Origin of the sequence: Ruminococcus sp. AF31-8BH, from assembly GCF_003460605.1 — a bacterium.
In the GTDB taxonomy this organism is placed as follows: Bacteria; Bacillota; Clostridia; order Lachnospirales; family Lachnospiraceae; genus Blautia_A; species Blautia_A acetigignens.
Window position 1 is genome coordinate 266,208 of record NZ_QTVN01000004.1, and the last position, 24,962, is coordinate 291,169.

General features: G+C 44.6%; 17 protein-coding genes. 6 read left to right on the forward strand and 11 right to left on the reverse strand.

Annotation, left to right across the window (positions count from 1 at the left end):
• Positions 1–163 precede the first annotated feature (163 nt).
• The 6 genes from murF to DWZ38_RS07265 all read right to left on the reverse strand — a co-directional run bounded on the left by murF (position 164) and on the right by DWZ38_RS07265 (position 8,996).
• Positions 164–1,531 carry a UDP-N-acetylmuramoyl-tripeptide--D-alanyl-D-alanine ligase gene (gene murF / locus DWZ38_RS07240; RefSeq protein WP_117851257.1) on the reverse strand — a complete coding sequence of 456 codons (1,368 nt, stop codon included), beginning with the start codon at positions 1,529–1,531 and terminating at the stop codon, positions 164–166.
• A gap of 66 nt (positions 1,532–1,597) precedes the next feature.
• Positions 1,598–2,632: a D-alanine--D-alanine ligase gene (locus DWZ38_RS07245; protein ID WP_117851259.1), complete on the reverse strand. Its 1,035-nt coding sequence runs from the start codon at positions 2,630–2,632 to the stop codon at positions 1,598–1,600.
• Positions 2,633–2,704: 72 nt separating this feature from the next.
• Positions 2,705–4,105 carry a L,D-transpeptidase family protein gene (locus DWZ38_RS07250; protein ID WP_117851261.1) on the reverse strand — a complete coding sequence of 467 codons (1,401 nt, stop codon included), beginning with the start codon at positions 4,103–4,105 and terminating at the stop codon, positions 2,705–2,707.
• A 123-nt stretch (positions 4,106–4,228) separates the two neighbouring features.
• Entirely contained in the window at positions 4,229–5,509 is a 1,281-nt protein-coding gene (locus tag DWZ38_RS07255) for an aminotransferase class I/II-fold pyridoxal phosphate-dependent enzyme (RefSeq protein WP_117851263.1), read from the reverse strand.
• A 155-nt stretch (positions 5,510–5,664) separates the two neighbouring features.
• On the reverse strand, positions 5,665–7,215 hold the full coding sequence (locus DWZ38_RS07260) for a response regulator (RefSeq protein WP_117851265.1): 1,551 nt from the start codon (positions 7,213–7,215) through the stop codon (positions 5,665–5,667).
• Positions 7,216–7,235: 20 nt separating this feature from the next.
• Entirely contained in the window at positions 7,236–8,996 is a 1,761-nt protein-coding gene (locus DWZ38_RS07265; RefSeq protein WP_117851267.1) for a sensor histidine kinase, read from the reverse strand.
• A 120-nt stretch (positions 8,997–9,116) separates the two neighbouring features.
• Between DWZ38_RS07265 and DWZ38_RS07270 the strand changes: the two genes are divergently transcribed.
• The 4 genes from DWZ38_RS07270 (at position 9,117) to DWZ38_RS07285 (ending at position 15,571) form a co-directional block, all read left to right on the forward strand.
• Positions 9,117–10,364, forward strand: coding sequence for an extracellular solute-binding protein (locus DWZ38_RS07270; protein WP_178105288.1), 1,248 nt, complete (start codon positions 9,117–9,119; stop codon positions 10,362–10,364).
• A gap of 96 nt (positions 10,365–10,460) precedes the next feature.
• Positions 10,461–14,087 carry an alpha-L-rhamnosidase gene (locus tag DWZ38_RS07275; RefSeq protein WP_117851271.1) on the forward strand — a complete coding sequence of 1,209 codons (3,627 nt, stop codon included), beginning with the start codon at positions 10,461–10,463 and terminating at the stop codon, positions 14,085–14,087.
• 286 nt (positions 14,088–14,373) lie between these two features.
• Positions 14,374–15,237, forward strand: coding sequence for a class I SAM-dependent methyltransferase (locus DWZ38_RS07280; RefSeq protein ID WP_117851274.1), 864 nt, complete (start codon positions 14,374–14,376; stop codon positions 15,235–15,237).
• Between the two features lie 142 nt (positions 15,238–15,379).
• Complete coding sequence (locus tag DWZ38_RS07285) at positions 15,380–15,571, forward strand: hypothetical protein (RefSeq protein WP_021926543.1); 192 nt, start codon at positions 15,380–15,382, stop codon at positions 15,569–15,571.
• A 187-nt stretch (positions 15,572–15,758) separates the two neighbouring features.
• Here the strand turns inward: DWZ38_RS07285 and DWZ38_RS07290 are convergent, their stop codons facing one another.
• The 3 genes from DWZ38_RS07290 to DWZ38_RS07300 all read right to left on the reverse strand — a co-directional run bounded on the left by DWZ38_RS07290 (position 15,759) and on the right by DWZ38_RS07300 (position 18,582).
• Entirely contained in the window at positions 15,759–17,132 is a 1,374-nt protein-coding gene (locus tag DWZ38_RS07290) for a radical SAM protein (protein ID WP_117851276.1), read from the reverse strand.
• 114 nt (positions 17,133–17,246) lie between these two features.
• The gene (locus tag DWZ38_RS07295) at positions 17,247–17,834 is read right to left on the reverse strand and encodes a DUF308 domain-containing protein (protein WP_021926541.1); all 588 of its coding nucleotides are present in this window, start codon (positions 17,832–17,834) and stop codon (positions 17,247–17,249) included.
• A gap of 166 nt (positions 17,835–18,000) precedes the next feature.
• Positions 18,001–18,582: a TetR/AcrR family transcriptional regulator gene (locus DWZ38_RS07300; protein ID WP_117851278.1), complete on the reverse strand. Its 582-nt coding sequence runs from the start codon at positions 18,580–18,582 to the stop codon at positions 18,001–18,003.
• A 278-nt stretch (positions 18,583–18,860) separates the two neighbouring features.
• Between DWZ38_RS07300 and DWZ38_RS07305 the strand changes: the two genes are divergently transcribed.
• Positions 18,861–19,556 carry a response regulator transcription factor gene (locus DWZ38_RS07305; protein WP_117851280.1) on the forward strand — a complete coding sequence of 232 codons (696 nt, stop codon included), beginning with the start codon at positions 18,861–18,863 and terminating at the stop codon, positions 19,554–19,556.
• A gap of 78 nt (positions 19,557–19,634) precedes the next feature.
• Entirely contained in the window at positions 19,635–22,613 is a 2,979-nt protein-coding gene (locus DWZ38_RS07310) for a sensor histidine kinase (RefSeq protein ID WP_117851282.1), read from the forward strand.
• 313 nt (positions 22,614–22,926) lie between these two features.
• Here the strand turns inward: DWZ38_RS07310 and DWZ38_RS07315 are convergent, their stop codons facing one another.
• Both DWZ38_RS07315 and DWZ38_RS07320 read right to left on the reverse strand, forming a co-directional pair.
• Positions 22,927–23,880 carry an ATP-binding cassette domain-containing protein gene (locus tag DWZ38_RS07315; RefSeq protein WP_117851284.1) on the reverse strand — a complete coding sequence of 318 codons (954 nt, stop codon included), beginning with the start codon at positions 23,878–23,880 and terminating at the stop codon, positions 22,927–22,929.
• On the reverse strand, positions 23,864–24,952 hold the full coding sequence (locus DWZ38_RS07320; RefSeq protein ID WP_021926536.1) for an ABC transporter ATP-binding protein: 1,089 nt from the start codon (positions 24,950–24,952) through the stop codon (positions 23,864–23,866). Before DWZ38_RS07320 ends, DWZ38_RS07315 begins: the two co-directional genes overlap by 17 nt.
• Positions 24,953–24,962: the final 10 nt, after the last annotated feature.

Here is a 24,962-nt window from a genome sequence, read left to right on the forward strand (position 1 = left end):
TCGTCAAATTCCTGCCAAAGCTGCGCTTTTTCCATGTCTGCTTTGCAAATCTGACGTTTTCCCACGAGATCTCTCATCGGCAGCTGCGGCGCTGGCCAAAATACTACATACCAAACTCAAGTCATTCCATATGGCTGCTGCTTATATTACAAATGTATATGCTTTACATCTCCTGCAGCTTCGCAACCACTTTCTCGAACTGCATAAAATGAGATGCCTTTACAAGGATCGTATCACCTGTTTTCACATAAGAATCCAGATGAGCCAGAAGGCTGTCTCTGTCCGGTTCTTCAATGACAGTAAGCTGCGGATTCTTTCTTGCTTCTTTTGCAATATTTGCAGAAAGAGCCCCGGTGCAGATGCACACATCAATTCCGCACTGTGCAGCATGCTCTCCAACCTCTGCATGAAGCTGCACTTCATTTTCACCAAGCTCACCCATGTCTCCAAGAATTGCTACTCTTCTGCCGGCACCATCCTTCAGCACATCCAGGGATGCTTTCATAGACATAGGATTGGCATTGTAGCAGTCATCTACGATCAGGAAACGGTCGGTCTCGATCATATGGAATCTGCCGCTGATAGCCTCCAAGGTCTCAATTCCATGGCGGATCTGCTCCAGGGTAAGTCCATAGATTCTTCCCACTGCAGTAGCTGCCAGCGCATTGTACACCATGTGACGTCCCGGCATTGGAATATCGGTCACAAAGGACTCTCCTCCCACATGAATGCGGCAGGTCATGCCTTTCAGGCCTCTGCTTACAATCTCGTCTGCATAAATATCTTTATCCGCTTCCATGCCGAAGAATACAGGCTTGATGCCCTCATATGCCTTAACCGTGCAAAGCTTGTCGTCATCACCGTTCAACACAATGTGACCATCTTTTTTCAGGTATTTGAAAATCTCGGTTTTTGCTTTCAGGACACCGTCTCTGTCGCCCAGATTTTCCAGATGGCAGGTACCGATGTTTGTGATCACGCAAGTATCCGGTCTTGCAATCTTCGCCAGGCGGGTCATCTCACCGAAATCGCTGATTCCCATTTCCAGAACTGCGATCTCATCCTCATCACGAAGACGGAAAACAGTGAGGGGAAGTCCCAGCTCATTGTTGAAATTTCCCTGGGTTTTCAGAGTACGGTATTTCTCCTTCAGAACGGACGCGATCACTTCCTTGGTGCTGGTCTTGCCAACGCTTCCTGTGATTCCCACTACCGGGATCTGAAGCTGCTTCAGGTAAAACTCCGCAATGTCCTTCACTGCCTGAAGGGAAGATTTCACTTTAATGTATGGGAAATCTGCGTTCTCCAGCGTGCGCTCGGACAAAGTGGCAAGTGCCCCTGCTTCCATTACCTGAGGAATAAATTTATGCGCATCCACACGCTCTCCCACAATTGGAACGAAAAGAGAGCCTGCTTCTATTTTTCTGCTGTCTGTTGTGATGGAGGAAACTTCCTGGTCCAGCTTGTCAGCCGGGCCGAAGTAAACGCCGCCGCAGACCTTGGTTATATTTTCAAGAGTCAGATTTTTCATTTTAAATTTTTCCTTACTTTATATATTACAGTACCGGAGACAGTTCTGCCTCCGGCTCCTATGATTTTATTCGTATTTCTTCATGGAAATACGGATCAGTTCCTCGCAAAGTGTAGGATAATCCATTCCCAGGACCTTGGCTTCCTGAGGAATCAGGCTGGTTGGTGTCATGCCCGGAAGAGTGTTCGCTTCAAGGCAGTACATGTCGCCGTTCTCCTTCATCATGAAGTCCAGACGGCTGTAGCCAGTAAGTCCAAGAGCCTTGGCTGCCTTCACTGCATTTTCCTGCATCTTAGCAGTAAGCTCAGGGGAAATCTCAGCCGGACAGGTCTCAACTGTAGAGCCTGCCTGATATTTGTTCTTATAGTCATAGAATCCCTGAATCGGTGCAATCTCAATAATCGGATAAGCCTTGTCATCTACTACCGCAACAGAGAACTCACGTCCTTTGATGTATTCTTCTACTACAATATCTGCCTCATACTGGCTTGCATCCGCAAGTGCTTCCTCGTATTCCTTCTGGTCATTTACAATATAAACGCCTACACTGGATCCACCGCAGCTGGTCTTTACCACTACCGGGAAACTTAAGCCATGCTTTGCAATATCCTTCTCAAGAGCGTCTGTGGACATAGAGAAACCGCCTGGTGTCGGAACATTGTTCATCAGGAATACTTCTTTTGTAATGCGCTTATCCATTGCCATTGCGCTGCTGAGATATCCGGTTCCTGTGTAGCGGATTCCCATTAGGTCAAAGGCAGCCTGCACCTTGCCGTCCTCGCCGTTGGCGCCGTGAAGTCCCAGGAAAACAATGTCGCATGCCTCGCAGAGCTTCAGCACGTTTGGTCCGAAAAAGCTTCTGCGGGTTTTCTGCATCTCTTTGATCTGCGGGTTAAAACTCTTCATGTATTCTGCAGCTTTCTCCACATCATACTCAGCCGGGAACAGATTCTCCCAGTCTACATCCTCTACTCCGCAAAAAATATCTACCAGTATTGCTTCATGGCCTTTCTGGCGCAGTGCGCCACAGATTCCGGTACCGGAAACAATGGAAATCTCTCTTTCCGTACTGGTTCCTCCAGCCAAAACTACTATCTTCATGATTCTGCATCTCCTTGTCTGCGCTGTGCGCAATTTTGTTATGATCGTCCCCATTTATCTGCGGACTTCGATTTATTCGTATACAACCACCGGCATGCCCACTTCTATATTGGCATAAATGGCTGCTGCCTTATCATACGGAACATTGATGCATCCGTGGGAACCGTCCCACTGATACATATTCCCGCCAAACTCCGTGCGCCATGTGGCATCGTGGATTCCTACATTTCCTGCAAAAGGCATCCAGTAAGTCACATTTGTCTCATAATCCTCTCCCGTAAGCACGGCCGGGGATTCCTTGGCATCCAATGCGTAGCAGCCTTCCGGCGTAGCGCAGCCGTCAATATTGGGATTGCCGCTTACAATAGGGGTATCCACAATAGGGGTGCCTTTCATATAAAAAACAAGGCGCTGGTTTGTCAGATCTATCTCTACATAGGTAGAGCCAATATCATTGGTACCACGGCTGTAGCCTGAATACAGATAAACAGGCTCACGTACCTGGGTAACACCACTGTTTATAGCTTCGATCAGTGCCTTAACTTCAGCATCCTGATCAATTACCCAGCCGTAATCGCCGCCTTTGATTTCTACTTCACGATTGTCATAGGTCTGAAAAGTTCTTGTCTGACCCATGGTATCATAAATCAGCCCTAAATTGGAAACATACTGGCGCACAAGTTTCTCGTCCAGGATCACATTTCCATCCTGATCATAGCCGAACCAGTTTTTGATCACGGTACGGTCTACTGTTTCTGTACGGTCAGCAAAATCATATGTAATGATGATATCACAAAGCTGATTCATTTTTTCACAATTAGCCTGAAGCTGTGTATCTGTACTGTATACAGAGGGCTTCAGGTAACAGCTTTCTTCTTCCAGATTTACAGAAGTCCTGCCACGCAGCATAGCGCCTGCGATCACTTCTTCTGTTTTGGTACGATCCAGGGCATTTCCTGTTACTTCGGGAATGATCTCGAAGCACTCACCTGTATCCTGAATCTGTGCATCCACAGGCTGCACAATATTATCCGCCTGCATACACTTCAGATTATCTATTGTCTGGGACATCATCTCAGTATTATAACTAAGAGATTCTGATATATCATAATTTTTGTTCTGGTTAAAAGCCAGAAACCATGTAAAGCGTTCCTGATCCCGGATCAGTTTTCTGATAATTCCTGAAGAAACATAAGACAGGTCCACATCCTTTGCAGATATGGCTTCCTGTCCGTTCTTCATCGTCTCTACTGCAAGTACATAAGCTTTTACACGCTGATCCAGAAGGCTCTCTGTGTCCTCCCTGGTCATATAAGAGCAATTAAAACCATTTACCATTGAGCCAGGAAGGAAGTGGCTGGAAAAATAGTAAACACCATATCCGTAAGCTCCTGCTGTGAGAAGCAAAAGCAAAACCACCAGTGAGATTACGATTTTTCTTCCTGTGCCTGCTTTTTCCTTATTTTTTGACATAGCTTCCTCCCTGACTGAATAGATAGAAGATTTCATTCACATGCCAGACCTTATGCAATCTGGCACTTTTACAGTCTATGCAAGGTTACACGCTAAAATCCTCGTATAACGCAAGGTTTACTATTAACCCAGAAGCTTCTCTACACTTACAAGCTTCACGCAAAGCACGAATACCTGTGCCGCTTTGCCCAGATCTTCCAGTGTAGGGAAGGACGGTGCAATACGGATATTAGAGTCTTTTGGATCTTTGCCATATGGGTAGGTTGCACCTGCACCAGTAAGAACTACGCCTGCTTCTTTTGCTTTTGCAACGATTGCTTTTGCGCAGCCGTCTAAGGAATCAAAGGAAATGAAGTATCCGCCGTGAGGCTTTGTCCACTCACCGATTCCAAGTCCGCCAAGCTCTTTGTCCAGAGTATCCAGTACAAGCTCAAATTTCGGGCGGAGAATGTCTGCATGTTTTCTCATGTGTGCATGAAGTCCCTCAAGATCCTTAAAGAATCTCACGTGACGAAGCTGATTCAGCTTGTCATGTCCGATTGTCTGAATCTGCATATAGTTGCGGAAATCATCCAGGTTTGCCTTAGAAGCTGCAACAGCTGCGATACCGGAGCCTGGGAAGCTTACCTTGGAAGTGGAGGTGAATTTGTAAACAAGGTCCGGATTTCCGGCTTTCACACACTCACCGAGAATCTCAACAAGGAAATCCTGATTGTCATCATAAAGATGGTGGATGCTGTATGCATTATCCCAGTAAATACGGAAATCAGGTGCAGCTGGTTTCAGTCTTGCAAAACGCTCTACAGTTTCCTTGGAATAGGTATAGCCCTGCGGGTTGGAATATTTCGGTACGCACCAGATTCCTTTGATTGCGTCATCTTCGCTTACCAGTTTCTCTACCATGTCCATATCCGGTCCCTCCGGAGTCATAGGTACGTTAATCATTTCAATTCCAAAGAACTCTGTAATCTTGAAATGACGATCATATCCTGGTACCGGACAGAGGAATTTCACCTTGTCAAGCTTGCACCACGGAGTATTTCCCATTACACCCTGAGTCATGGAACGTGCAATACTGTCGAACATAACATTCAGGCTTGAGTTTCCGTAAATGATAATGTGTTCCGGGTCTACCTCTGACATCTCTCCAAGAAGACGTTTTGCTTCCGGAATACCGTCGATTACACCATAGTTACGGCAATCAACTCCTGTTTCGCATTTCAGGTTAGAATCGCCCTTCAGAACATCCATCATTTCCATGGAAAGATCAAGCTGTGCATTACTTGGTTTTCCTCTTGACATGTCAAGCGCAAGTCCCTGTGCTTTGATCTCTTCAAACTCTTTGTCCAGCTCTTTTTTCAGTGCCAGAAGCTCATCATGATTCATTTCGGTATATTTTTTCATAAATTCCTCCTTTGGCCAATGCCTGTTTGGTGTGTCCTCCTCGTATATCCTGTCCATTTTAGTATGCTAAAGTGGCTGTTGTCAAGTGTTTTGACCGATTTTCATTACTTTCCCCATGTCTTCCCCAAAACCGCATATTTGCCATAACAGGCATGTTACTGGTTTCGGTACTGCTCCGGTGTAATTCCTTCCATTTTCTTGAATACACGGAAAAAATATTTTGCATTCTCATAACCCACAGCCTGCGCGATCTGGTAGGTCTTTTTATCTGTTTTTTTCAGCATTTCCTTGGCATGGCTGATTCGCACCTGATTTACATAATCCACAAAGCTGGTTCCGGTACGTGCTTTAAATGCGGAGCTTAGGTAACTGCGGTTCAGGCGAAACAGGGAGGCCACAAATTCTTGGGTCAGATCTTTTTCATAATGAAAATCCACATAATTTTTTATGTTCTCCAAAATGTCTTTTTCTGAGTAGAAACCGACACTTTCAAAAGCCATGGACATATTTCTGAAAAAGCGCTGAAAATATTCCTCCAACTCTGAAAAGCTGAATATAAAATTCAGATTCGTGATCAGATTCAGACTGGTGGCTGTGCTTTTGTGTATCTGCATATCTTTTGGAAGGGATTTTTTCAATGTCTCTGTAATTTCCAGACAGTAATCCTTGGCATCCTTTAAGCGGCATTTTTCATTCCTGGCAAAATAATGAAACAATTCCGGAAATACCGTTTCCATTTCATCTTTTTTTCCCGACTCAACCAGGAAAAGAAACAGTTCCAGCTTGGGCCACTCTAATACACAGCCATTTTCCTTATTTTCCGCATAAAATACATAATTGACTTTCTGTTCTAGGGTCATCTGGTTCATAGCCTCTGTAGTTTCCAGAAAGGCTTTGTGAAGCTCCCCAAGAGACTTGTGGACACCGCTGATTCCATAGAAAGGATGCCCACTGATGCTTTTGAAAAAATCATCCAGCATATTCTTTATATCCATAATCTCTCTTTGCAGTACACTTTTTTCTTTTGGAAAAGCAAGGAGCAAAAAACACATATTTTCTGTATGATCTCTGGTAAACAAAACTGTCTGTACATCCAGATCCCGGGTTAAAAGAAATTCTGACAGTACCTTTTCATCCAGTTTTTCCTGCATAGTAACCGTCAGCAGCACATACTGGCTGCCATTTTGTATTTCTCTTGCTTTTTGTGAAGTGAGACCTGAAACATCCCTGTCTGTTCCAAACAATACATTTCTCATAATCTGTCTGTCATACTCGTATTTCAGCTTTTCCTTTTCCGCCTCATCCAAAGTTATTTTTTCCTGCAGTGTTTCCCTGCTCTGCAGCAGTTCCACTGCTTTATCCACTGCACTGCACAAAGCTTCCCTGCTGAATGGCTTCACAATATAATCCAGGGTCTTGGCGCGCAGGGCTTCCTTTGCGTAATCGAAGTCTTTGTAGCCACTAATTACAATAATATATTTTTCCGGATACTGAGTGGAAAGGACCGGCAAAAGCTGGGTTCCATCCATGATTGGCATTTTCATATCCGTAATAACAAAATCAGGATCCTTTTCTTCGATTTGCTCCAGCGCAGCTTTTCCGTTGGAAGCCTGTGCAACACATTGAATCCCCGGATAATTCTCCAGCTTTTTCAGAATTCCCCGTCGGATCAATGGCTCATCATCAATCACAACATATGTATACATATCACCCACTCCATTCCCTTTTACGCTTCCTCTTTTGTTTCTTCTGCTAGCTCCGGAATCTTAATCTGTACAGTTGTGCCACATCCCTGCTCACTCTTAACAGAAAGACCATAGTCTTCTCCATAATATAGCCTGATACGGGCATTGATGTTCTTAAGGCCAATGCTTTCATTGGCATGCTGGCTTAGTTCCCCGAATTTCGGCTTCTCTTCCAGAAGCTTCTGAAGCTGTTCCAGAGTCTCTGACGCCATTCCTACACCATCATCTTTCACTGTAAAATATATAATTTTGTTTTCCTTCCTAGCAGATAAATAAATAGAACTTCCTGCATTACAATGAAGCAGACCATGATACAGGGCATTCTCCACCAGAGGCTGAAGAATCAGCTTCAGAATACGGCAAGAGTACAATTCTTCCGGTACATCCATCTCAAAGCGAAATCCATTGTCAAAGCGGATCTGCTGAATGGCAACAAAATTCTTCACATGAGCCAATTCTTTCTCCAATGTCACCAGCGCCCCTTTGGTTTTGATGCTATAACGGAACATATCTCCAAGAGCCAGTGCCATAACGGAAATGTCTTCTGCTCCTTCAATCTCTGCCAGACTGTTGATTGCTTCCAGAGTATTATAAAGGAAGTGGGCATTGATCTGAGATTCCAGTGCTTTCATCTGGGTGTCCATCAGGATCATTTTGTTTTCGTACTCGGATTTAATGTAGTGATTGTTTTCCTCCAGCATGGTCTGATATTGATTGTACAAGGTTCCGATCTCATCTGTACGATTCATATAAGGAGACTCCACAGCTCTGTTCTTTTCCCTAGGATGGGCCATAATATGGCTCAGTACCGTAATTGGTTCTGTGAGATATCTGGCAAGAAAATAAGCCAGCACAATAAACAAAATCAAAAATACCACCAGCGCAAAAAGCATTAAGGACAAGGTCACCCTGAAATCAGCAGCCAGCCCTGCTTTGTCAAAAACTGCGGTCAAAGTCACACCCTCTCCTGCGATTTCCTGATTGTATTCTATTTTGTGACTTTCCTTATTAGTTTCAGATGAATTCTCCCAGTCAAAAGGATTGCTTTTATACAGAATTTCGTTCTCCCGTTTAATCACGAATTCCGTTGCTTCCGGCAGTACATTTACCGTATCCAGAGAAAAAATTTCCTGAGAACAGTTGATGTAGAGAACGCCCAGGAAATCTCTGGAATACACATCATACACGCACATAGAAAAAGAAATGGAGGGAGTGTCATTCAGCAGATAATCCCGTTCCTTCACTCCGTCTACATAAATTTTACCCTCCAGCTCCAGCGTCTTTTCATACCAGTCTTCTCCCGCCGGATCATAATCACTCCTTACATCCACACCATTTCCATAACCTTGTCCCAACACTACCTTCGATGGCGTAAAGATAAAGATTCCATTGATATTTTCTGTAGAAAAAACAAAATTCTGAAAAATGTATTTCATTTTTTTGTTGGCTTCATAAATATCCTGGTCACTGTGTTCAGAATTCGGATCTGCAAATTTCCCAAGCTCCTGTAAAATAGTTTCTTCATTGGGCGAAGTATATTGTACCAGTTCCAGAATATGCTGCATACTGCCAAAAACAGAATCCGTCTCTTTCACAGCCTGCTCCATAATTTTGGAAGATGTCTCTGTAATCTGTGAATTGGATAAATTGATATAGTGGTTATATGCAATATAGGAAAAAAGAAACAGCGGCACCACTGCCAGTGCGGAAAAGATAAGAAAAAAGCGATATTTCAATTTCATATGGAAATCCTCTTTTCGTTTCGAAGCTGTAGTTTACAAATTTTCAGACACTATTTATACTGTAAGATATGGGAACATCATACCATGTCTTCATCAAATTTGGTAGTGAAAGGATGCAATATGAAAAAAATCACTAATTATATTCTCAGCGTTCTTCTCTCGGGCAGCCTGCTTTCAGCTTCCTTGTTTTATACTGCGCAAACCACCAGTGCTGCTTCTGATAAAACTACAAAAGAAAAAACAAAAATCACCTTTATGGCAAGCGGAACCGGAAACTATGCGGATGTAAGAAAACAGTCTCTGGAGGCTCAGCTTCTGGATGATTTTCCAGACATTGAGATTATTGTGGAGGCTTACCCGGAAGAGCAGTACTACAGCATTTTAAACACACGACTAAGTATGGGAGAAGGTCCGGATTTCTTCAATATACAGCCCAACTGGGCAGGCCCCAATGCAGTTCAGAAGCTAGCTCCTGCCGGATATCTGGAGCCATTGGATGACCTGGCGGTTATTCAGAATGCAGACGAAGCTGATACGGAATCTGTTACATGGAATGGACATACCTACTCTCTTAATCGTTTTTCCATGATTCTATGCACTTATTATAATAAGAGTATTTTTGAAAAGCTCGGGCTTTCCATTCCTCAAAACTGGGCAGAATTTCTGAATATGTGTGAAAAGCTGAAAAATGCCGGAATTACACCTGTTATTTCTGGAAATAAAGATTCCTATGCTCTCCAATTCGGGCTTTATCAGATTGCAGCAAATCAGGTCTATTCGGAAAACCCGGACTTTAATACCCAGCTTGCTGACGGAACAGCTTCCTTTTCAGACCCTGGCACCTGGGATAAGGTCATTGACCAGTATCTCCTTCTTTATAAAAATAATTACGTGGAGGCTCATTCCCTTACAATGAGTTCTGCTGAAGCAATTAGGCGTTTTTGTAATGGAGAAGCTGCAATGCTTTTCAGCGGCAATTTTAATTACTCTACTTTATTAAACGCCTTAGGAGAAAACCTGGGAGCCTTTCCTCTTCCAGCCAACGATCAGGATCAGCCCCTTTGCACTGTTGTCTCCAAAGGCGGCGGAACTGCCATTTATTCAGGAAGTCAGCACATTGAATTATGTAAAAAAATCTTCGAAAAGCTTTATGAACCTACAAATGACACGCTTTCCAGTGAAGATGAAATCTGGAAGGTTTTCCATGACCTGAAAGAGAAAGGACATTTCACTATAAACTGTAATCAGGGCTGGAAGGGCGATGTGGAATGGGCTTTGGAGGACGGCGTTTCCAGAAAAATTGGCGGAGCTGCAATTTCTGTGAACTATATCACTTCCATGATGCAAACAGCTTATGAAAATGGATAAAGATAAGAACCTAAAAATTGTATACCAAATAAAAATCAAAAAGAGACCCTTCGTTTATTATAATAAAATCATCAAATAAATAAACGGAGGGTCTTTATGAAAAAAAGGAATATTGTTCAAAAAGGCGTAACATTTGCTCTGACCGCAGCAATGGCTGGAAGCAGCTTTGTTTCTGCATTTCCAGTATTAGCTGCAGAGGATGATTCCAAGAGCATTGTAGCACTGACTACAGACGGTCTCACCAATCCACTTGGTGTAGACACCCTGACACCTGTTTTCACCTGGCAAATGGAATCCGGCAAAACCGGCGCAAGCCAGAGTGCTTACCAGATCACGGTAATGGATATGGGCGGAAATACTGTGTGGGACAGCGGTGTGGTAGAAAGCGGCGAATCCACTAATATTAAATATAATGGAGAAGAACTTCAGCCCAAAACTGAATACCAGTGGAAGGTTGCTGTTACTGATGAGGACGGCAGCACATGGGAATCTGATGTAAATACATTCGAAACCTCTTTCCTTGATACTACCTATGATTCCTGGGGTGATGCGAAATGGATTGGCTCTTCCAAAAAGAATCTGGATGCAGCTGCTGCAAATCTCTTTGACATGCACGTAAACGTGACCATTCCTGAAGGAAGTACAAAAGCCTCTGTGATCTTAGGCGCAAACGATTTCCGCCTTCAGAATAAGGCAATGAACGTCTGGAATAAGGAAAATGAGAATTATTTCCGCTACGAGATTGACATCTCAGACCCGGAAAATCCAAAATTAAACATTTATGTAGTTGGTATGCCGGCTGCTGTCAACGAGCTGGATGAAAATGGCGAACCTGTCATGGTAGAAAGCTGGGGTGGACTTAAGCCTTCCATTATCAGCCAGGAGGAAGAAAATGCAGCAGATGAACCAGATGCTGTCGTAAATATCCCGGCAGAGGTATTCGAAGGAAAATCTTTAAACGATCCGATTTCCTTACGTCTGTGGACTAACCAGTGCAACCAGGTAAGTGCTTCCATGAACGATGTGGATGTAGATGCAGGACGCCAGCTGAATCCCCTTGGCGGTGATCACAACTCCAATACCTTCCCTAACCTGAATTCCATCGGTTTCGCTGTAAACGCAGGCGAGACAGCTTATTACAATGGGCTTGCAATTGATATGTTCGGCGACAATGATGATAATGTTGTTCTATTTGATAAGACAACAGGTGCAACCTACAGCATTTTCGAAGGTCTTGACGATGTAACTGTAGACTCTTCTGAAGATAAAATTACAGTAGAAGGCGGCGAAAACGGTACTCTGGTTTACGCAGATCCTTCTGATGGCGCATCCCCAATGGTAAGAACTCAGTTCTCTACCAATGACAAAGAAGTAGCAAGTGCACGAATGTATGTAAGTGCACAGGGTACTTATGAAATGTTTATCAATGGTGACAAGGTAGGCAACGGTCTCTTTAATCCGGGAAATGAAGAGTATTCTACCTATATGCCATATCAGGTTTATGATGTAACCGATCTGCTTCAGACTGGTGACAACGCAATCGGCGTTCAGATGGGTCAGGGCTGGTGGAGCGGCGAGCTGAACTATACTACCGGTGACTACAACTACTATGGACCATATCAGGCAGTTATGGCCCGTATGGATATCACTTATACAGATGGAACTACAGATACCATCGTAACAAACGAGGATGACTGGACTGTTTCCACAGAAGGTCCTGTAAAATCAGAATCCCATTACAATGGTGAAAGATATGATGAACAAACTGCTGAGAAATATGAAGGCTGGACAACTGCTGACTACACAGAATCTGAGGACTGGGAAAAACCGGTTATACATGAGCCAAGAATGAATGACTTTAGCTTCGTAGTCCGCTACGACGAAGAAGCCTCTGTTGTAAAAGAACTGGATGTAAAAGAGGCCCTTGGAGAATCCAAGGAAGGCTCCGGATCTTACATCTATGATATGGGTGAGAATGTAATCGGTGTTCCGCATATCACCATCCCTGCTGACTATGTAGATCCAGGCAGCACAGTTACTGTTCGTTATGCAGAAATTCTTTATCCGGACCTTCCGGAGTATCAGGAAGACGGACTTGTAGGAACCATGATGGTAGAAAACCTTCGTGCGGCTCTTTGTACAGATTTCTTTATTGCCGGTGAAGGTGATCAGGAATTTGAGCCTCATTTCACCTTCCATGGCTACCGCTACATTGAGATCAGCGGATTGAAGAAGGAACTTCCTGCTGAAAACATTAAGACAGAAGTAATCTCTTCTGTAAACATGACAGCTACCTACGACAGCTCCAATGAGAATGTAAACCGTCTGTTTAAAAACGTACAGAACTCCCAGACAAGCAACTTCCTTTCCCTGCCAACTGACTGCCCGCAGAGAAATGAACGTCTTGGATGGACTGGTGATGCACAGGTATTCTCCATGGCAGCATCTTACAACACAGATGTTTACAATTTCTACAGAAACTGGCTGAAATCTCTGCGTGCAGTTCAGCGTAAGGATGGTTCCCTTCCGGTATATGCTCCTACAGCTGAGCCTCAGGAAGATGAATTTGGCGGACGCGGATTCTCCGGTGTTTCCTGGGATGCAGCCCTTACCGTGATTCCTTATAACATGTACATGCAGACCGGCAACCCGATCATCATCGAAGATAACTTAGACGCTATCGATCACTATCTTGACTATCTTGACAGCTATGATATGAGCGAAGAGTTTACGCACCTTACCAGCAGAACCGGTATCCTTGCAGACTGGCTGTCTGTTGACTCCACCGATGCAGGCCTTATCAACAACGCCGTTTATGTATACCTGATCGGTCTTGCAAGAGACATGGCAGAGGTTGTTGGAAACACAGAGCTTCATGACAAATATGCAGCTCAGTACAATCTTGCAAAAGAAGAGTGGAACGCTTGCTACGTAGAGGCAGATACCTGCAGACTTTATACCAAGACAACTACTGACGCTGACGGCAACCAGCTTGATGAGCCGGAAATTACATATTATGACACAGAAGCAGCTTATGCTACCCCTCTCCGTTATGGTGTATTCAACGAAGAAAACGAAGCAAAAGCAGTTGAAAACTATGTAGAAACTGTAAAAGCAGCAAACTACACTATTACATCCGGATTCTCCGGAACCCCGAACCTTGTTCCTGTACTGACCAAATATGGTTATGTCGATGATGCTTACAAGCTGTTCGAGCAGACAGATTACGCATCCTGGCTGTATCCGGTAACTCAGGGTGCAACCTCCATCTGGGAGCGTTGGAATTCCTACACTGTAGAGGGCGGCTTCAATGGAAACAACTCCATGAACTCCTTCAACCACTTCTCTCTTGGTGCAATCTCTGAGTGGATGATGTCCTATCAGCTTGGTATTACAAGAGAGGATGGACAGGCTGGTTATAAGAGCTTTGTATTACAGCCTACAGTTGGCGGTACCTTCACATATGCAAACGGATCTTATGAGTCCAACTATGGAACCATCGAAAGTGGATGGACCGCAAAGGACGGTGCTATGGAAACCTATACAGCTACTGTTCCTGCAAACACAACTGCTACCCTTTATCTTCCAATCTCTGAAGAGCAGGCAAAGGCCACAACCGCTCCGGAAGGTGCAGCATTCGTAGAAATGACAGAACACAACGGAACCATCTGTGCAGTTTACACACTGGAGTCCGGAAGCTATGCGTTCACAATTGGTGCATAACAGCTATACGAAACAACTAACAGGCTGACAGCCTGAAATAACATGATCCCGCAGAGAGCATGAACAAAAATCATGGGCTTCTGCGGGATATTTATTATGCACGACAGTTTTTTATTTTCTCTCCCTGATTTCTTTTTCTGCTAAAAAAGTCTAACAAAATTGACGTGATTCGTGTTTTCTGCTATCATAAAAATGTTATAGATGCTTCACAACACAAAGCATCTGTGAATCATTAATAGAGAACAATCTAATGAATCAATAAATAAAGAATGAGGTAAACAGAATTATGTGGATTGCAAATGGCTGGAAAGAATATGAAGTAATTGATACTTCCTGCGGCGAGAAGCTGGAGCGATGGGGAAACTATCTCCTTGTGCGTCCGGACCCGCAGGTAATCTGGGATACCCCCAAGACAGAGCCGGGATGGCGCAAGATGAATGCACATTATCACCGCAGCTCCAAGGGCGGCGGCGAGTGGGAATTTTTTGATCTGCCCCAGCAGTGGGATCTCCATTACAAGGATCTGACCTTCCATCTGAAACCCTTTAGCTTCAAGCACACAGGACTTTTCCCGGAACAGGCCGTAAACTGGGACTGGTTTGGCGACAAGATCCGTAAAGCAGGAAGACCCATCAAGGTTCTGAATCTTTTTGCCTACACAGGCGGGGCTACTCTTGCAGCAGCTGCTGCCGGAGCTTCTGTCACACATGTGGATGCTTCTAAGGGTATGGTCACATGGGCTAAGGAAAATGCCGCAGCAAGCGGTCTTGCAGATGCTCCTACCCGCTGGCTGGTGGATGACTGCGTGAAATTCGTTGAGCGTGAGATCCGCCGTGGAAATCATTATGATGCGATCATTATGGACCCACCTTCCTACGGAAGAGGACCCAAAGGCGAGATCTGGAAGATCGAGGATGCCATTCATCCGCTGGTGAAGCTCTGTACCAAGATTCTCAGCGATGACCCTCTGTTTTTCCTGATCAATTCCTACACAACCGGACTTGCTCCAGCTGTGCTGACCTATATGCTGGCAACTGAAATGAAGAAATACAACGGCCACGTTGATTCCCAGGAGATTGGTCTTCCGGTGAAGTCCAACGGACTGGTTCTGCCCTGCGGTGCTTCCGGACGCTGGGAAGCCAATGAATGATATCCCTGAATCTGCTCATGGCTGTTATTCCGTAATTTCATATTAAAATTAACCAAAAATCTCACGCTCTTTTTTCAGATATTTTCCATTGAATGTGATAATTTTTCGCATTATAATCACAGTAAAAAGGAGCGTGATTTTTATGTCCGAAAAGACAAATACAGACAGCAAACTTCCCTACACCTGCACCTCTGCTTATGACCGTGAAGCATGTAAGGGCTGCGTCTGTTCCACCTGCTATGAACAGGAATTCTGTGACAGGTGCAGCACCTGTGAAAAGCAGTCTAAGCGCAAAGAGCGCTGCAATGCTTACGAGGGAGCATACAACTACTAAAGTATGTCTGAGAGGTTCTAAAGAATGCCTAGATGGCTCTAAACTAAAATAAGTCTGAATACAGCTTTCCGAGATTTCGGATATGGTAACTGTACTCAGACTTATTTTTTCGGCCTTTCCAGATAGCCCTACACTATTTTACAGGGTTATCTGGCTAAGTTCTTAGTTTTTCTTATACAAAATTGGATTAACAGCCTGCCTTGGCAGCCTTTTCCTTCTGTCTCTCATCCCACAGCTGGTCGGCTTTTTCCTTCCAGCAGGCAGCGTACTTATCGCACTTGCCGCAAAGGTGCTCTGCACTTTCCGGTGACTGCAGGTCTGTAGATTTCGCGCCAGTCTCTTCTACCAGCCTGCGGAGGATTTCCGGATTTTCCAGCATTGGACATGGACGCAGCATATTCTCATTGAACGGCTGATTGTCATGATATGCCTGGAAAATCGGACTCTTCAATGCATCAAGTAAGGAAGTATCCTTGATATTGCAGTTTGAATAATGAATAAATACACAAGGCTCCACATCACCATTTGCATTAATATGCAGGTAATGTCTTCCGCCTGCAATACATCCATGAACAAACTCTGCATCGTTCTGGAAATCCAGGGTGAAAATAGCCTTTGTGCTTCTGTACTGGCGGATTGCACGATACATTTTCTCACGCTGTTCTGGTGTAAGAAGAAGCTCCGGGGAAGCATCATTTCCAACCGGCATATAGTGGAAGAACCATGCAAATAATGCGCCGCAGTCAATCAGCTTATCGAAATATTCCTCACTGCTTACACTGTCTACATTCATTCCTGTATAGCAGGTTGAAACACCAAATGGAAGACCTCTGTCTTTGAGCAGCTTCATCGCATGCATAACCTTCTGGTAGATACCTTCTCCACGACGTCCGTCATTGGCTTCCTCTGAGCCCTCCAGACTAAATGCCGGAACGAAGTTTTTCACTCTTAAGATTTCATCACAGAATTCCTCATCAAAAAGTGTTCCGTTTGAGAAAGAAAGGAACTCGCAATCCGGGTGCATCTCGCAAAGCTTAATCAGGTCTTTCTTGCGGACTGTCGGCTCACCGCCTGTATAAATGTACATGTAAACGCCCAGTTCCTTGCCCTGACGGATAATGGAGTCGATGGTCTCCAAATCCAGGTTCAGCTTGTGGCCATACTCTGCTGCCCAGCATCCTGTGCAGTGCAGATTACAGGCACTTGTTGGGTCCAGAAGGATTGCCCACGGAACGTTGCAGTTGTTTTCAGCGGCAACTTCTTCCTGTCTTGCACTTCCCTTTAAGCTGGCGTTTACGATAAAGTTATTAAAAAATACTTTACGAACACCTGGATCCAGCTGATACAGATTCATGATCAGCTTATACCAGTTGCTGTTTGTATCCTGAATCGCATTACGAATGGCATCCCTCTGGCTCTTGTACCAGTCCTTTGGAGTGAATTTATCGACCAGATCCATCAGCTTCGGAATGTTTGTCTCCGGATCCTTGTCCAGATATTCTAATGCTTTTGTTACTGCACCTTCCACAGCGGCCTGTTTTGCCTTGTCAATCAGTTTCATAATGCTCCTCCTTTGTTTAAGCTATGATACAAATCCCATGAACATGTATTTTTCATGGAACCTATTTCCTTAAATTCTATGTAACGCGGCTGATTCTTTCGCCGCAGGTTACTTTCATGAAATTTCCTGGTATTCTTCCTCGCAGACTACATCGCCGTTTCCCCGGATTTTCACCGTATAGACAGCTACGCACAGCTTCAGGATACCTTCCAGCAGAAAACCGATTCCGGTAAAGATCACCGTCATCTTCGCGCCCCCTGCAGGATCAATGAGAAGAATCATTCCGAACACGCCAGTCACAACGGCAATGATCAAAATTCCCCACCACAGTTTCAGCCCGAATTTTTTCGCTTCTACTGACATCTGGATACGAAGCAGCGCATCTGCCAGGATCACTAACCCGAAGATTACAAAAATCAGGCGAAGAATGGATTCCCTTCTCACCAGAATCAGAATTCCAATGGCAATCATCAGAATCCCAAATCCCAGATCAAACTGAAAAGCCAGACAGTAGAAATCTCTGGAAAAATAGCCGATAATCTTAATGATCCCATCTGCAATAAATAAAATTCCTGCAAGCACGCAGATTATTTTCATCGCTTTTGTAGGGTTCACCATGAGAAAAATTCCAAGCGCGCAGAAAATAACTGCCATTACAATATAGCCATTCCTTGCTATTTTCAAAGTACCTGAAGAATTCATACAGATCCTCCTTTCTGTCTTCCTCTGCTTTTCATGCCCCTCATTATAATGAGAATTTTTCCCAAAAGAAACGGACAAAAAAAGAACTGTGTCTGAAATTCAGACACAATTCCCGATTTGTCTAATTAAGAATTTCACTCATTAGAGCGTGCCTCTCTAGAGCCTGTCAGATAATTTTCAGCTGGGCGGGCTTGGCTCCTGCTGCCTTCTCCAGGGTTTTCTCGAAGGTGTTGCCGTACAGCGCCCGGATCTTCCCTGCATATTCCGTAAGATCATAGGACATCCTGTGATCCATCCAGTCCAGCATGACCCCTGTCATCACACATTTATGAAAATGCATGAGAACCTTTACTTCTTCTTTCTCCAGAATTTCCGGATCAAAGTTATGCTCTGCGTACTGTCTGACTATGTACTGGCACATTTTATCCAGGGCATTGGTAAAGTTCTCTCTCTGCAAAGAACCGTAAATATGAAGCATAGCCTTCCGGTTCTCCCCAATAAGGTTCACCAGCACCTCCAGACATTCCAGCACAGAATCTATTTCTACCGGCTGCTCAAATGCCTTATCTACTTCCCGCTTAAGCGCACATTCCACCACATCCGAAATATCCCGGAAATGGTAATAAAATGTATTACGGTTCACCCCGCAGCGCTCTACAATATCCTTAACTGTAATCTTCGCCAGCGGCTTCTCATTGAGCAGTTCAAATAATGTTTTGATAATAACCTCTTTTGTAAAACTGGACATTTTCTCACCTGTCGCTAATTCGTTAAGTTATTATCACAGATTATGCCACAAACCTTTCAAAAAAGCAAGCGCGGCGGCTATTGAAATTTTTCAGAAATTGTGTTGCATTTGCTTCTGGTTTCCACTACACTCATAAAGTGGTCTGCCTCACAATTCCGGAGCATTTTTTCAAACATGTTCCCATGTGGGGCTTTTAATAAGAAATTCTTAAGATTTTACCCCTTTCATCTTAAAAATTATCTGGTAACTTATAAATCACAGGGGAGGTGAAAAAGAAAGTGGCAGCAATTCTTGTTTGTGATGACGATAAAGAGATCGTGGAGGCCATCAGCATCTATCTGGAACAGGAGGGACATCAGATTCTGAAAGCTTATGATGGTCAGCAGGCCCTTTCCATTCTGGAAAAAGAAAAGGTTGATCTGCTGATTATTGATGTTATGATGCCAAGGCTTGATGGAATCCGGGCTACCTTAAAAATCCGTGAAGAGCATGCTCTTCCTATTATTATTCTTTCTGCGAAATCTGAAGATGCGGATAAAATTCTTGGACTGAATGTCGGCGCAGATGATTATGTAACCAAGCCGTTTAGTCCCCTTGAGCTGATTGCCAGGGTACGTTCACAGCTTCGCAGGTATACCCAGCTCGGGGCAGCTGTTTCCATTGAGAGTCAGCATGTTTATACAACGGGCGGACTTATGGTGAATGATGACCGGAAGGAAGTGCAGGTGGATGGCGAGGTTGTGAAGCTTACGCCTATTGAGTATAATATTCTGCTTCTTCTCATTAAGAATCAGGGACGGGTATTTTCCATTAATCAGATTTATGAAAATATCTGGAATGAGGAGGCGATTGCGGCGGATAATACCATTGCGGTACATATTCGGCATATCCGGGAAAAGATTGAGATTAATCCGAAGGACCCGCGGTATTTGAAGGTTGTTTGGGGACTTGGGTATAAAGTAGAAAAGATTTAGTAGTTTCCCGGACGCGCTTGGACAGTTGGTATTCCACGCAGGTCGGGATAGTGCTATTAAGAAAGGGGTTTATAAAATATGAAGAAGAAAAAATGGTACCGCAGTGTGTCCATGAAGGGGAATCTGCTGGTTTTGCAGTATTTGCTGCTGGGGGCGTTTCTTTTCTGCGGGGTGATGTTTGTGTCACTGCAAATGCAGGGGCTTCGGGTTTCGGACTCGGGGAAGGAGTATGTAGATTCCCAGGCATTTGCTAATAAGTTTTATGGCGCTTCCATGGATGTAGCACATGCAATTTCGGGGACATTTGCTTATGGGGACTTTGAGGAAGATACTAATGAACAAACATCAACTTCCTTAACTCAAGGTGATAATTCTACAGGCGCTGCCGTGACTTCTGGGGCAGTTTCTGCAGACAGCCGCGTTGTAGATCTAAGTGAGGTGGCAGCGGATGAATCACTTTCCTTCACCAACACATCTGGACTTGCCTACTCTCTTTCTGATTTAAAAGAATGGGCACAGATTCCGGATTATGATTCTGAAAGTGCAGCCCCAATTGTAGTCTGCCACAAGGCTTCCGCTTCTGAGGAATCCTTCTCACTTCCTATGGAATATTATTACGCAGATGATTTCCTGAAAAAAATCAACGCAGGGGAATTTGCACTTTCTGTCTACGCGGATATTGATGATTCCGGGAATCAAACATGGTTTACCTACCAGGAACCAGATGAATTTGCAGAAGATGATACCAGTGACTACAAGAGATCCATTATCGAGAGTATCAAGACTGCCATCCGCTCTGGGGATCTGGATCCGGACTTTTTCTCCAATATCCAGGTGAAATCAAAAGACGGCGCTACCCTCTACGATCAGATTTATTCTTATCAGGGCTACTACCAGCTGACCGAGTACTTTGCCCCACAAGGTGCTGACAATCTTCTGGATGTGCTGAACTCCAATGCCAAATGGAATAACAGTATTGACGAAGCATTTGAAGATCTTTATACCATACTTTCCCAGCTTGGTGTTTACAATGATATGAAACAGGAACTGGACGCTTACGCACAGGGGCTGTCCAACATGAGCTACCTCTATATCAATGAGGATACAGGCAAAATACTTTCCAATGACAGCGACCTGGTGAAAGAACTGGATTACAGGAAATCCAGCGGAGTTTCCATTACAGCTTCTGGAACCCAGGCATCCACAGATTCAAAAAATATCAATTCTGCTGAATCCCAGAATTCCACAGCTTCCAAAAGCATCAGCTCCGCAATTGATTACTACCAGAATCTGCACGAGATTCTGGATTCCAGGGAAGAAGTTTCCTATATACTGATTCAGTCTAAACCCGAAGAATTCACCAGCAATCTGAAGGGACTTGATATCCGTGACACCTTTCCTGGCAATGACATTACTGCAGACAGCTGGCAGGAATCGCTGCACAGCGCTCTCCTTGAAGAAACTGGCAACTATATTTTTGCAGCTTATGTAAACCAGAAGCTGCCTGTCTCCGATGTCTTTTCTTCTGGAAAAACATTTTTTGATTCTTATTCCAGCTATACAAGACCAGTATTTTGGATTGGAATTTTGTGCCTCCTGCTGTTTGTGGCTTCCTTTGTATTTCTTACCGCAATTGCAGGCAGAAAAAGTACAGACGAGGAACTGCATCTTTGCTTCTTTGACCGCTGGCCTACCGAGCTTGCTGCCGGACTTGTAGTAATTGCCTGGCTTCCGGTTATTGTCTTTGGCTTAACCCATCTGCCAATTGCAAGTTACCAGATTGCACGGCTGCAAAGTTCTCTGATCGATGCATACTTCCTTTTCAGACTGATGCTTTTCGGACTTTACACTTTATTCTGGTTCCAGATCGGCTATCTTAGCCTGGTAAGAAGAATCAAGGCAAAGCAGCTGTGGAAAAACAGCATCCTGAGACGGCTTCTTCTCCTGATCGTAAAAATCATCAAAAAAGCCGCTCACAAAATCCGCGTTCTGGCTGATTTCTACGCCAGAAATACAGCAGCCAGATTAAAGGTAACCTTCGCATTCCTGGTCTTTGTTTTCCTGAAATACTTCATCTGCGCAGTAGTTCTTGACAGCGGGCTTTTGTTCTTTGGCTTCAGTTTCCTGGTGGATCTCTTAATCCTGGGATTTGGCATAACAAAAGCTTATCACCGGGAACAGATTCTAAAAGGACTGAAGGAAATCTCCAGCGGAAATCTCCAGTACAAGATTCCTCTGGACAAACTGTCCGGTGATAACAAACGCATTGCCGAATACATCAACAACATCGGAAGCGGACTTGACGCAGCCGTGGAAAACAGCGTGAAAAATGAGCGCATGAAAACCGAGCTGATCACCAACGTTTCCCATGACCTGAAAACCCCGCTGACCTCTATTATCAGCTACATTGATCTTCTCAAACGTGAGAATTTCACAGACCCTAAAGTACTGGAATATCTGGATATTCTGGAAGCAAAAGCAGCGCGCCTGAAAGTACTGACCGAGGATGTAGTAGAAGCTTCCAAAGCAAGCACCGGAAACCTAACTCTGAACATGACCAACCTGGATTTCGTAGAAATGCTTCATCAGGTGATCGGAGAATTTGAGGAACGGTTCGAGGAACATCATCTCACCATGATGGTACACTTCCCGGACGAGCCCTCTGTGATCTGCGCAGACGGACAGAGAATGTGGCGTGTGCTGGAAAACATTTTCGGCAACGTAACCAAGTACGCAATGGAAAAGACCAGAGTTTACGCCGAAGTGCAAAACGCCAGAAACCAGGTGATCTTTTCCCTGAAAAATATTTCCGCCCAGCCTCTTAACTTCGCAGCAGAGGAATTAACCGAGCGCTTCGTCCGCGGCGACGTAGCCCGAAACACGGAAGGCAGCGGCCTTGGCCTTAGCATTGCCAAAAGCCTTACGGAACTCCAGGGCGGCAAATTCCAGCTCTACCTGGACGGCGACCTTTTCAAAGTAACCATCACCTTCCAGGCCCAGACCCCCAGTCAACCCACTCCCTCCCTGCCCGAGCAGCCAGAACCGGAAGTAAGATAACATCTTAAAGCAATCAGAGCCGGAAATAAGATAACATCTTAAATATTAAAAAAGTCTCCCGCACATTCTAATAATAAGATGTGCAGGAGATTTTTTATTCCTCTTGTCGATAACCAGCGGTTTTGCAATGTATATTCATGTAGCAGGTCATTTCAGGAGCGCTTTTAACGTAAACGAGATCCACTGCCTACGAAGACTTAACATCGAAGGCTCTCCTGAGATGTTTAGTCGTAGTTGGCAGTTAGCTCGTTGGAGTGTTGCGACGACCTGCGGTGAATATACATTGTGAAAGCGCGTCCGGCTAGCGATAATCTTAATACTCCAGTCTCGGCATGTTCTTAAATTTCTCAAACTCCGCGTCCGTACATTTCACATAATGTGTTCCGCCAATATGGTGATAAGTACCTTCCCCATAATTGATTCCTGAAGTCTTATAATCATAAGTCTCCGCAACACGGTTCTTCTCCACAGCCGGGTTCGGGGACGGGATTGCGGAAAGAAGGCTTCTGGTATACGGATGCATTGGATTCTCGAAAATCTCCTCCGTAGTACCTGTCTCAAGCAAATGTCCCAGATGAAGAACTCCGATACGGTCTGAAATATATTTTACCATAGAAAGGTCATGGGCAATAAACAGATACGCAGTACCTGTTTCCTGCTGAATATCCTTCATCAGGTTTATCACCTGCGCCTGAATAGAAACATCCAGCGCAGAAATACACTCATCCGCAATAATCAGCTTCGGGTTCATGATCAGCGCACGGGCAATGCCGACACGCTGTCTCTGTCCGCCGGAAAACTGATGCGGGTATCTTGCCGCATGCTCCGGAGCAAGACCAACCTTTGCCAGAATGGCTTTGATCTTCTCCTCTCTCTCCTCTTTGCTCTTGTACATATGATGGATATCAAGACCCTCACCCAGAATATCCCGAACTTTTTTTCGGGGATTCAGAGATGCCATAGGGTCCTGGAAAATCATCTGCATCTGTGTTCTTAATGCCTTATTGGTTTCCTTGTTCATCTTGCCGCCGATATCCATACCGTTGAACTTAATGGTTCCTGCGGTGGGGTCATAAAGGCGGATGACACTTCTTCCGATGGTGGACTTTCCGGAACCGGACTCTCCAACCAGACCATAGGTTTCCCTAGGATAAATTTTGAAGGAAACGTCTTCTACTGCATGTACGGTAAAGCTGCTGCTCACCTTAAAGTACTGTTTTAATCCATCCACAGTAAGGATCGGCTCAGCATTATAATTTACAGCCATGTTCCTCGGCCTCCTTCTTCATTCTTTCGATTCGGTTCTTTAACTCCACTGGCATTTCCACCTTCGGAGCTCTTGGATCAAGAAGCCAGGTTGCTGCGAAATGATCCTTTGTGATCTGAAACATCGGCGGCTCTAACTTGTCATCGATCTCCAGGGCGTAGCGGTTACGGGGTGCAAAAGCATCGCCAGGCTTTTCATGAAGCAGGTTTGGCGGGGATCCCGGAATGGTGTACAGTCTCTCATCGTCCGTATCCAGGTCCGGCATGGAGGAAAGAAGTCCCCAGGTATATGGATGGCGCGGATCGTAAAAGATCTCGTTGGTAGTTCCTCTTTCCACGATTTTTCCTGCGTACATAACGTTGATGAAATCTGCAACCTTGGCAACAACTCCAAGGTCATGTGTAATATAGATTACGGAAATTCCACGTTCCTTCTGAACCTTCTTGATCAGCTCAATGATCTTCGCCTGGATGGTAACGTCAAGAGCGGTAGTCGGCTCGTCGCAGATCAGAAGATCCGGGTTGCAGGACAGGGCAATGGCAATTACCACACGCTGTCTCATACCGCCGGAAAGCTGATGGGGATAATTCTTCATACGCTTCTCAGGCTCTTCGATTCCAACCTCTCTCAGAAGCTCTACTGCACGGTCCCATGCTTCCTTCTTCGGGGTTTTGAAATGCCAGCGCATACCTTCCATAATCTGTTTTCCGATGGTCATAGTCGGATCAAGGCTGGTCATAGGATCCTGGAATACCATGGCAATTCGCTTGCCGTTAATATGTCTGCGGATCCATTTTTTGTCTTTTGTCAGGATATCTACTGTTTCAGGAGTTCCGTCTGCATGATGATAGCTGAACTCGATGGTTCCTTTTTCTACCTTTGCATTGGATGCAAGGATTCCCATTGCAGCTTTCATGGTAACGGATTTACCGGAACCGGACTCACCTACGATGGCAACTGTCTCGCCTTTGTAAAGGTCAATGTTGATGCCTCGGATAGCGTGTACCGTTCCTGCTGTTGTGGAAAAGGTGATATCCAGGTCTTTGATATTAAGAATTCTTTCATCTGACATTGAAAATCAC